Here is a 9,813-nt window from a genome sequence, read left to right on the forward strand (position 1 = left end):
CCTCGCCGGCGGGGCGAGACCCGCGAAGTTGGTTTTTGCTCGCACTTGCTACTTCGAATATTGGGTAAATATCTGCTACGCGGGCAATGACAACTGCTTAAACATAATTGACGTCATTCCAACTTTAACTGCCGATGAAAATCCATCTATCCCTGGATATATTGTGTTACTATTTATGTTCATCATTCCCAATAAATTAATCAAATCAAAAACAATAGCATGAGGAAAATCTATTCGGCACAAATACCGACCGGAATCTCCATACAAGCTAGGATTGAATAGAGAGTCAGTGAGCGATTTGGAAAAATTTGATGCCAAAAGAAAAGTACCTTGCTGAGAAAACAATCTCTGATTTTTCACATAGGGATCAAGCACCATGACTAATGATTGAGAAAAATCTTCACTCAATGAAAAAATTTCATCATCCTCCCCCCAAAAGTCAGTACAAAGCTCGCGCCCCTTAACTTCTCGATACCTTTTTTTATTTGACTCGTTCAGACAATCAAAATTAACCGCCCAAACTGACGAATACCCTCCATCACAATAAGAAACAAATTCAGTAGCAAAATATAGTGCAACAAAAGGTGACTGTGAAAAATCCAGCAACCTCGTTGGTGCACCATGGTGCTGCATCAAAGAAAGCCATCCAAGTTTTGTTTTAGGTACAAAATCATCTTTCAAAAAATGATGCGACCCTCTTTTGAACTCATCAAGTCCAAAATTTTCTACCTGCGAGAAAAAGCTCTGATCAGGCCATATAGCACCTTTCGGCAGCAACCTTTCAATGCTAGGCTGAAGCGCCCATTCTGAACAAACTTGACCGCGAAAAACCCAGTTCTTATCAAAGCCACTCAACAAAGAAATTAGCTCCCCAGCGGATTCTATTTTGAATATGCTAAATTCATTCGCCATAACAATTTCTCATAATAGACAAACCGGATTCTACAACAAAATCTTCAGAAAGCTCAATTCTGACAATGGGCGATCTATTCAACTCGTGGTTAATAACCCTCCCTCCCTTCTCTGAAATCAAACCCACAAAAACATTATTTGATGCCACTCTGGCCGATTTAGTAATTGCGACAATTTTACTTTTATTCAACTCTTCCCCATGAAAAGAAAGAGTCCCCTCACTTCCATCAATTTCTTCTAGTTGTATCTTAGGAAGTTGATGGAAAAATTTATCGAGATTTCTAGGATTTCTTCTCGTGAAGTGAATTGAAAATTTTTTAATTAAGTATGCGGATTTTATTTTTTCCACCAATTCTGCGGAGTCCCTTACCGCTCTTATTGATAAAATCAATCCATTATCTACAAAAACAGGTGTAGTGGACATAATTTTTTGCAACATATTTGCAACTCGCTCAACATCGGCAGAGAGGTCATAATTTCTTTCAATGCAAATAACTCCCAATTCGTAATCAAACAATACTCTTGAAAATGGATTCTTAATATCAATATTGACATTATAGTTGCCAAGTTTATTATCACGCGATGGCTTTCTAAATGATGCTGATCGACCTATACAGAACAATCCGCTTCGACTTTCCATCGAGACATTATAATTTCCCAAACTCCAATTCCTACCTCTCGAGTACAAATCACTAACACTTAAGGTAGCATCTATTAGAATCTTTGCTCTATCGATATTTCCATTTTTATATATCCAATCATGCTGCGCAGGAGTTGTTACATCCACTCTAAATAAATAAAAATCTTTCTCTTTTGACATTTTTAAACACCAAAATTATGACAAATAAAATTTTGCTCAAAAAAAATGCAGGGAAAACCCTGCATTCCTTAGGAGCAATCAATTCAACTTCACCAACTGCCCCTTCACCTTCTCCATCTTGTCATTCAGCTCCGCCAGCTGCGCCTTGTCGCGCTCCACCAGATGCGCCGGGGCCTTGTCCACATAGCCCGGTTTTTCCAGCTTGGCGGTCAGCTTGGCCAGCTCGGCGTCCAGCTTGCCCAGCTCCTTGCTGAGGCGGGCGGTTTCGGCGGCCTTGTCCACTTCCACCTTCAACATCAGGCGGGCGTTGCCGGACATGGCGACCGGGGAGTCGTCTGCCGGCAGCGCGGCGACAATGCTGCCCTCGGTCAGGCGGGCCAGCAGCTTGAGGTAAGGGATGAAGTCCGCTACCGAGGCATCGCTGGTTTCAATGAACAGCGGGGCCTTGACGGCCGGGCCGATGCCCATTTCGCCACGCAGGTTGCGCACGGCGTTGACCATGTCCTTGAAGGCATCCATGCGGGCATTGGCCTCGGCATTGATCTTCTCCGGCACGGCTACCGGCCATTGCGCCAGCATGATGGAGTCGGTCTTCTTGGCATTGGCCAGCGGGGCCACGGTTTGCCACAGCTCTTCGGTGATGAAGGGCATCAGCGGGTGGGTCAGGCGCAGGGCCACTTCCAGCACGCGCACGATGGTGCGGCGGGTGGCGCGCTGCTGGGCTTCGTTGCCGTTTTGCAGCTGTACCTTGGCCAGTTCCACATACCAGTCGCAGTACTCGTTCCAGATGAATTCGTAAATGATCTGGGCGGCCAGGTCGAAACGGTAGGTTTCCAGCGCATTGGTGACGTCGGCCTCAGCCTGTTGCAGGCGGCCGATGATCCACTGGTCGACAAAGCTGAACTCCAGCGGCAGGCTTTCGTCCTGGCCGCAGTCCTTGCCTTCCACGTTCATCATCACGAAGCGGGTGGCGTTCCACAGCTTGTTGCAGAAGTTGCGGTAGCCTTCGGCGCGCTTGAAGTCGAAGTTGACGCTGCGGCCCAGGGTGGCGTAGCTGGCCATGGTGAAACGCAGGGCGTCGGTACCATAGGCCGGGATGCCTTCCGGGAACAGCTTTTCGGTGGCCTTGGCAATCTGCGGGGCCTTTTCCGGGCGGCGCAGGCCGGTGGTGCGTTTTTCCACCAGCGGCTCAAGGGCGATGCCGTCGATCAGGTCCACCGGGTCGATCACATTGCCCTCGGACTTGGACATCTTCTTGCCTTCGTGGTCGCGCACCATGCCGTGGATGTACACGTCGCGGAAGGGCACCTTGCCGGTGAAGTGCTTGGTCATCATGATCATCCGGGCAACCCAGAAGAAGATGATTTCGTAACCGGTCACCAGCACATTGGAGGTGACAAAGGCGTTCAGTTCCGGCGTTTCTTCCGGCCAACCGAGAGTGGAGAACGGCACCAGGGCGGAGGAGAACCAGGTGTCCAGCACGTCCTGCTCGCGGCGCAGGGTCTTGCCCGGGGCTTGTGCCTGGGCTTCGGCTTCGCTGCGGGCGACGATGATGTTGCCGTCTTCGTCGTACCAGGCCGGGATCTGGTGGCCCCACCACAGCTGGCGGCTGATGCACCAGTCCTGGATGTTGTTCATCCACTGGTTGTAGGTGTTGACCCAGTTTTCCGGGATGAAGCGCACTTCGCCGGACTGTACTGCGTCGATGGCCTTGGCGGCGATGGACTGGCCGGTGGGGTCGGGCTGGCCGTCTTTATCTACGGCTACCTTGTCCATGGCGACAAACCACTGGTCGGTCAACAGGGGTTCGATGACGGAGCCGGTACGGTCGCCACGCGGCACCATCAGCTTGTGCGGTTTGGTTTCCAGCAGCAGGCCCTGGGCTTCCAGGTCGGCCAGCATGGCTTTACGGGCGGCGCTGGTGCTGAGGCCGGCATAGGCGGCCGGCAGCTCGATAGTACCTTGTACCGAGCCGTCAAAGCCGAACACCTGGGCGCGGGCCAGCATGGTGGCTTCCAGGCTCATCACGTTGATCAGCTGGGTGCTGTGACGCTTGCCCACCTGATAGTCGTTGAAGTCGTGCGCCGGGGTGATCTTGACGAAGCCGGTGCCAAAGGCGGCGTCCACGTAGTCGTCGGCGATCACCGGGATGGTGCGGCCGGTCAGCGGCAGCTCCAGCTGTTTGCCCAGCAGGTGCTGGTAGCGTTCGTCTGTGGGGTTGATGGCCACGGCCACGTCGCCCAGCAGGGTTTCCGGACGGGTGGTGGCGACAGTGACAAACTCGTCGCTACCCACTACCGGGTATTTGATGTGCCACATGTGGCCGTCTTCTTCCTCGGAAACCACTTCGAGGTCGGAGATGGCGGTGCCCAGTTTCGGGTCCCAGTTGGACAGGCGCTTGCCACGGTAGATCAGGCCTTGCTCGAACAGGCGGACGAAGACTTCGGTCACCACTTCGGCGCGGGTGTCGTCCATGGAGAAGTATTCACGGCTCCAGTCCACCGAGCAGCCCACGCGGCGCATCTGGCTGGTAATGGTGCCCCCGGATTTTTCCTTCCACTCCCACACCTTGGCGGTAAACGCGTCGCGGCCCATGTCGTGGCGGTTGATGCCCTGCTCGGCCAGCTGGCGCTCCACCACGATCTGGGTGGCGATGCCGGCGTGGTCGGTGCCGGGAATCCACACCGTGTTGTCGCCCTTCATGCGGTAGTAGCGCGTCAGGCCATCCATGATGGTCTGGTTGAAGGCGTGGCCCATGTGCAGGGTGCCGGTGACATTGGGCGGCGGCAGCTGGATGGCGAAGGACGGCTTGGTGGTGTCCATGCTCGGCTTGAAGTAGCCGGCCTGTTCCCATTGTTGGTACCAGCGACGTTCGATGTCGCCCGGTTCAAAGCTCTTGGCAAGTTCCATGGTGGTGAATGGTGCGTCTTATGCTGAAAAAATGGGTCGATTATACCCTTTTTTGTGGTGTTCTCCGAGCCGCCTGGCGTGTGCATTTATTGCCGGTTTCACACAAGCTTTACTGACAGATAGGCCAGCTTCGACAATAATGAACACACCTCTCTTGACCGACAGCAAAATACCCATGAGCACGGCCGCCCCGCGCATTCTCGTGATCGAAGACAGCCTGATGCTGATCCGCCCGCTATGCCGGATGGTCAACAAGCAGGGCTTTGTCGCCGTCCCTGTCACCAGCATGGCCGAAGTCCGCCAGGCGCTGGCGGACGATCCGCGCTTCATGGCCGCCGTGGCTGATTACTGCCTGCCGGACGCCCCCAGCGGCGAGGTGCTGCCGCTGTTGCTGGAAAACCGCATTCCCACCGTGGTACTGACCGCACATAACGACATGCAGACGCGCGAACGCGTGCTGTGCATGCCGGTGGTGGACTACATCCCCAAGGAAAGCCCGTCCGCCTTTGAATACGTGATGAAGATGCTGCGCCGCATCCGCATCAATCCCGGCATCAAGGTACTGGTGGTGGACGATTCGCAGGCGGTGCGCCAGTTCTTGCGCCTGCAACTGGAGCGCCATCTCTATCAGGTACTGGAAGCCGCCGACGCCGAAGAGGCACTGGGCATTCTGCGGCGCGAAACCGGCATCAAGCTGGTGCTGACCGATCACGACATGCCGGGCATGGACGGGGTGCGCATGACCAGCACCGTGCGCCGCTTCCTCGACCACACCCGCCTGGCCATCATCGGCATTTCCGGCAGCCAGGACCCCACCATGACCGCCCGCTTCATCAAGGCCGGGGCGGATGACTATCTGCAAAAGCCCTTCAACTACGAAGAATTCTTCTGTCGCGTCACCCGCAACGTGGAGTTTGTGGAAAACCTGCAAGCCCTGCAGGAATCCGCCAACAAGGACCCGCTATCCGGCCTGTCCAACCGCCGCCACTTTTTCGAACAGGTGGACGGCTTGCGCCACAACTACAGCGTGGCGGTACTGGACATCGACCTGTTCAAGCGCATCAACGATGGCTTTGGCCATGATATTGGCGACCGGGTGATCTGCCAGACCGCGCGCTTGCTGGAGTCGTTTTTCCCGGACGACATCATCGCCCGCTTCGGAGGCGAAGAGTTTGTCATCCTGGCGCAGCCCATGGACGCCCCCGGCATGCTGCGTCAGCTGGACAAGCTGCGGCGGGCGCTGGCCAATCTCAGCATCAGCACGCCGCTGGGCGATCTGCGCTTTACCGTGAGCATCGGCATGGCCGCCGCCGAGGAGGCCGATATCGGCACCCTGCTGAAACAGGCTGACAACTATCTGTACCAGGCCAAGCACAATGGCCGCAATCAGGTATGCGGCGGCATCATCGACCAGGCCAGCGACCAGGCATCCGTGGTATCGGCATGAAAAAAGGGGGAAGCCCTCCCCCTTTACCTGCAGCAATGTGGCGGACTGTGCCGCCCAGCGCTCAATGACTGGACGACTTGGAAAACAGGTTCAGCACCAGCACCCCGCCCATGATCATGCCAATGCCTATCATGGCCGGCACATCCAGCTTTTGCCCGTATAGCTGCCAGGCCACCAGCGACACCAGCACGATGCCCACACCAGACCAGATAGCGTACACCACCCCCACCGGCACATGGCGCAGGGTCAGCGACAGCATGTAAAAGGAAATCATGTAGCCGATGGCCGTGACCAGCGACGGCCCCAGCCGGGTAAAGCCCTCGGTCAGCTTCATCGACGAGGTGGCCACCACCTCGGACAGAATGGCCACCGACAGGAAAATCCACGCATTATTCATCTTCACTCTCCCGCAACGCCCTCGGCGCGAAGCCGGGCAGTATGCCTGCGCTGTATGACACGCAGACGAATCCGGTCGTAAGCCAGATTGAACACATAGGTATAAGGCAGGAAGAAGGCAAAAAAGCCCAGATCCAGCAAAAATGCCTGCCACAGCGACACCGCCAGCCACCATGCCGCCAAGGGCACCAGCATCACCACCAGCCCTCCTTCAAACAGCAAGGCATGCGCGCTGCGGACCCACACCGTACGTGTCAGCCCCCAGCGCAGCTCCGCTCGTTCGAACAGCGCGTTGAACAGCATGTTCCAGAGCATGGCCACCGTAGACATCATCAGCGCCAGCAAGCCCATATGCCCCAGTCCGGTATCCATCACCAGCGAAGCCAGCGGCACCAGCAGGCTCATGGCACACAGCTCGTACAGCACGGCATGGAAAATCCGCTCGCTGACAGGCTTGTCGTGTTGCGTCTGCATGGTGTCACCTCCGGGTTATGCTGCGGTCTGGCTCGAATCGGGTGACATTGTGATTGGTTTGACGGATAGTTAAAAAATAAAACCCATCGGAAAGTCCGATATGTCACTGTCGCTAGACGCCATCGCCGCCTTCAGCAGCGCCGCCGAACTGGGCTCCTTCTCCGCCGCCGCCCGCCGCCTGGGCAAGAGCCAGTCCACCATCAGCGAAGCCATTGCCAACCTGGAAATCGATCTGGGCGTCAGCCTGTTCGAGCGCAGCGGCCGCCAGCCGGTACTCACCCCTGCCGGCCAGCAATTGCTCAGCCATGCCCGTCAGTTACTGGATGCCAGCGATGCGCTGGGCCGGGTGGCCGGCCTGTTGGGCGGCGGGCTGGAACCACGGCTGACCATTGTGCTATCCGACACCTTCCAGTCGCAGGCGCTGGAGCAGATGCTGCATCGTTTCGAGCAGCAGTTTCCGGCGCTGGAACTGGAAACGCTGGTGGCAGAAAAAGAAGACGTGATCGACCTGGTGGAAAGTGGCCGCGCCCAGCTCGGTTTTGTCTCGGGCCTGGCGCGCTATCCGGCCGACATCGGCCATTACCCCATGGCAGATGCCAGCCAGAGCAATCTGTATGTGGCCAGTGGCCACCCGCTGGCGACACTGCCGGAAGTCAGCCGCGAACAACTGGCCGCCGAACGGGAGCTGCGGCTGAACACCTACTACGGCCCACCCAGTGCCACGCTGAGTGCACGCTGCTGGTCCGCCCCCAGCTATCTGCTGCTGCTGGAAATGACGCGGCTGGGTTTTGGCTGGGCCGAACTGCCCTGCTGGCTGGCGGTCAATTTTGGCGGAGATGAACTGCAAGCGCTGAATGTGGCCGGCTGGCCCAAATCAGTCCGGGTGGACCTGGTGTGGTCGCAAGCCCGCCAGCCCGGCCGGGCCGCGGCCTGGGTGCTGGCGCAGTTGATGGGGACGGGGGAATAACGGGTGTACCGCAGCGATGTAAGCGGCGTCCTGTAAACCAAGTGCCGGTATCGATTTGTCAGGCAGCACGGTATGTAGCCGGATTTCTGATTCGGGACGAGAAAATTTTATGCCAATGCGTTAGCATGGCTGCTGTCGGCCAGATGCGGTCACTGCCGAGATATGGAACCAAGGTCTCAAGATCGGCCTTAGCCGTCTATCGCACACCAGATAGAAGAAGGCTGCTGTCACGTTGAAGCAGTCTAAAACATCTCTATTAAAGCGGGGGCGATTCATAGCAAGCTCGAGAAGTTCAAGAAAAAGCTCGCGAAAGCGGGTCTCAATTGATGTCCAACAAATGCTTCGAGAAGGACGCTCCGACAGCAAACTTCGTTTGCCGCCTTCGCGCCCCTCAAGTATTACGTTAGGTGTGGGGGTGACGGTGAAATTTGAGGCAGGCGATGAAATAGATAACGATCACTGTACCGTGTTAACTCACGAGTTCTTGAGGTGCGACGATGCTTTTAAAGAGTTTTGCAAGCATGCTGAACAGATGATAATCCAAGGACAAACACGAGAGCTTTCTTACAAAGCCTACAACGCTTATACAAGCTTCATTCATCATTTATACGAATTTCTCATGGGGTGTCATGCTCGCGATGCTAAGAACACAGACATCACAAATACAAGAGGCGATCAACGAATAAAAATAATTGAAGGCTATGTAATGCATCATGCTCAGCGAATTATGGATCAGTACCGAGATTCTATAAGAAATGGAACGGCGCCCTCTTCGGTGAATCATATTAGCTGCTACGAAATTACCGTTCCTTCTGATTTCGCGAAAGACTTCAGAGAGTTCAGAAATAAGGCGGTAGGACATGTCGCTTATGAGCGCGCATCAACTCTCAGCCTCAGTGCGTTTTATCAAAAGTATCACAAATTTTTATATTTACTGTACCGAGAGTCCATTTACTGGTGGGGTAAGCGCAGTGAAGAATTTCCAAACCTCAAAGAAATAACGGATTTCAGTGTCACTCTTGCGGAAGAAAATGCCTATTCCGGCGCTCAACCTCGCTCCTTTCAGTCGCTGGACGCTGCGCGATAAAGTCACGCTGTACCCAGCTAGCTATACGTTATGCGTTAGGGGATGCTATGGAAGAACTATCTAGAAAATTGAGCGAAATAGATGCACTAGAAACATGGAAGGATCATGTTCAAGGATTTTCTAGGCATGAAGTGGCAGAGGTGTATGAGAGAGCGCAGCCTCTATGGGTTCATAGGATGATTTATGAGAACAAGCTCTATTTACATCCTGATGTAATTGAGCAGCTTGAGCGACAAGACTGCATTCCTAATGATCTGCATAAGCGGATGATATGGGCTAGCCTCATAGCTTCTGATGAAAGTCCAAATAGCAAGAGAAGAATGTACAAGATAAAGGATGGCCTCATTAGAAAGTATGGCCAGGATTGGTGGGAAGATGTGTATTCTCGCCTTAAACATGTGTACGCAGCGAAAGAGAGAATAAAGAAAATTCACTCTGGGTCAGCAGTGTCAGCCTTTATTGCTAATACATTCATTGGTTCCGAAGCTGCCAATGATGAACGAATTAAAGCGCTAAGAATGATTCCGCGATCATGATGCGCATAACAAGGCGCTATAAGGGAAAAGCGGAGCGCGGCATTAGTGTCCGTTTTTCATGAAGGTTCCAACTGCTTTGCGTCGAAAGCAGAAATTCTGTTTCCCACGTGGGCTTTGCCATACGAAGTCAGCTACATCTCCCGGCCCTTACCACCGAACCAACGCCACCCTCGGGCCCCGTCAAGCACGCCGACGGGTGGGCGGGGCGAGGTTTTAAGCGCCTGCACTGTTTGAGCGATTTGACGTTAGCAAATCGCGAGTTCA

The 9,813-nt window shown here is 54.4% G+C and carries 9 protein-coding genes; 4 read left to right on the forward strand and 5 right to left on the reverse strand.

All coding sequences use genetic code 11. From position 1 onward, the window contains the following. Positions 1 to 75 precede the first annotated feature (75 nt). From EAY64_RS02895 to EAY64_RS02900, 3 genes are all read right to left on the reverse strand, one after another. A complete protein-coding gene (locus EAY64_RS02895) occupies positions 76 to 912 on the reverse strand; it encodes an FRG domain-containing protein (protein WP_103523290.1) in 837 nt (278 codons plus the stop codon). Further along, positions 902 to 1,732: a hypothetical protein gene (locus tag EAY64_RS20240; protein WP_147456169.1), complete on the reverse strand. Its 831-nt coding sequence runs from the start codon at positions 1,730 to 1,732 to the stop codon at positions 902 to 904. The genes EAY64_RS02895 and EAY64_RS20240 overlap by 11 nt, the downstream gene beginning before the upstream one ends. A 78-nt stretch (positions 1,733 to 1,810) precedes the next feature. After that, positions 1,811 to 4,642 carry a valine--tRNA ligase gene (locus EAY64_RS02900; RefSeq protein WP_103523291.1) on the reverse strand — a complete coding sequence of 944 codons (2,832 nt, stop codon included), beginning with the start codon at positions 4,640 to 4,642 and terminating at the stop codon, positions 1,811 to 1,813. A 175-nt stretch (positions 4,643 to 4,817) separates the two neighbouring features. On the opposite strand from EAY64_RS02900, the gene EAY64_RS02905 reads away from it, so the two are divergent. Then, on the forward strand, positions 4,818 to 6,089 hold the full coding sequence (locus EAY64_RS02905; RefSeq protein WP_103523292.1) for a diguanylate cyclase: 1,272 nt from the start codon (positions 4,818 to 4,820) through the stop codon (positions 6,087 to 6,089). 61 nt (positions 6,090 to 6,150) lie between these two features. On the opposite strand, the gene EAY64_RS02910 is transcribed toward EAY64_RS02905, so the two are convergent. Beyond that, positions 6,151 to 6,486, reverse strand: coding sequence for an SMR family transporter (locus tag EAY64_RS02910; RefSeq protein ID WP_103523293.1), 336 nt, complete (start codon positions 6,484 to 6,486; stop codon positions 6,151 to 6,153). Positions 6,487 to 6,488: 2 nt separating this feature from the next. Further along, positions 6,489 to 6,959, reverse strand: coding sequence for a multidrug/biocide efflux PACE transporter (locus EAY64_RS02915; RefSeq protein WP_103523294.1), 471 nt, complete (start codon positions 6,957 to 6,959; stop codon positions 6,489 to 6,491). A 100-nt stretch (positions 6,960 to 7,059) separates the two neighbouring features. Between EAY64_RS02915 and EAY64_RS02920 the strand changes: the two genes are divergently transcribed. The 3 genes from EAY64_RS02920 (at position 7,060) to EAY64_RS02930 (ending at position 9,549) form a co-directional block, all read left to right on the forward strand. Beyond that, positions 7,060 to 7,926 carry a LysR family transcriptional regulator gene (locus EAY64_RS02920; protein WP_103523295.1) on the forward strand — a complete coding sequence of 289 codons (867 nt, stop codon included), beginning with the start codon at positions 7,060 to 7,062 and terminating at the stop codon, positions 7,924 to 7,926. A 337-nt stretch (positions 7,927 to 8,263) separates the two neighbouring features. Next, positions 8,264 to 9,013 carry a hypothetical protein gene (locus tag EAY64_RS02925; RefSeq protein WP_199734375.1) on the forward strand — a complete coding sequence of 250 codons (750 nt, stop codon included), beginning with the start codon at positions 8,264 to 8,266 and terminating at the stop codon, positions 9,011 to 9,013. Between the two features lie 47 nt (positions 9,014 to 9,060). Next, positions 9,061 to 9,549 (forward strand): hypothetical protein, encoded by a 489-nt coding sequence (locus EAY64_RS02930; protein WP_103523296.1) that lies wholly within the window; start codon positions 9,061 to 9,063, stop codon positions 9,547 to 9,549. Positions 9,550 to 9,813: the final 264 nt, after the last annotated feature.

The organism is Aquitalea palustris (genome assembly GCF_003693445.1).
GTDB classification, from domain to species: domain Bacteria; phylum Pseudomonadota; class Gammaproteobacteria; order Burkholderiales; family Chromobacteriaceae; genus Aquitalea; species Aquitalea palustris.

Bases quoted from the DNA above. Each gene is read 5' to 3' on its own strand.
- EAY64_RS02905 (WP_103523292.1), top strand. From the start codon at position 4,818: ATGAGCACGGCCGCCCCGCGCATTCTCGTGATCGAAGACAGCCTGATG.
- EAY64_RS20240 (WP_147456169.1), bottom strand. From the start codon at position 1,732: ATGTCAAAAGAGAAAGATTTTTATTTATTTAGAGTGGATGTAACAACT.
- EAY64_RS02915 (WP_103523294.1), bottom strand. From the start codon at position 6,959: ATGCAGACGCAACACGACAAGCCTGTCAGCGAGCGGATTTTCCATGCC.
- EAY64_RS02895 (WP_103523290.1), bottom strand. From the start codon at position 912: ATGGCGAATGAATTTAGCATATTCAAAATAGAATCCGCTGGGGAGCTA.
- EAY64_RS02930 (WP_103523296.1), top strand. From the start codon at position 9,061: ATGGAAGAACTATCTAGAAAATTGAGCGAAATAGATGCACTAGAAACA.
- EAY64_RS02920 (WP_103523295.1), top strand. From the start codon at position 7,060: ATGTCACTGTCGCTAGACGCCATCGCCGCCTTCAGCAGCGCCGCCGAA.
- EAY64_RS02910 (WP_103523293.1), bottom strand. From the start codon at position 6,486: ATGAATAATGCGTGGATTTTCCTGTCGGTGGCCATTCTGTCCGAGGTG.
- EAY64_RS02900 (WP_103523291.1), bottom strand. From the start codon at position 4,642: ATGGAACTTGCCAAGAGCTTTGAACCGGGCGACATCGAACGTCGCTGG.
- EAY64_RS02925 (WP_199734375.1), top strand. From the start codon at position 8,264: ATGCTTCGAGAAGGACGCTCCGACAGCAAACTTCGTTTGCCGCCTTCG.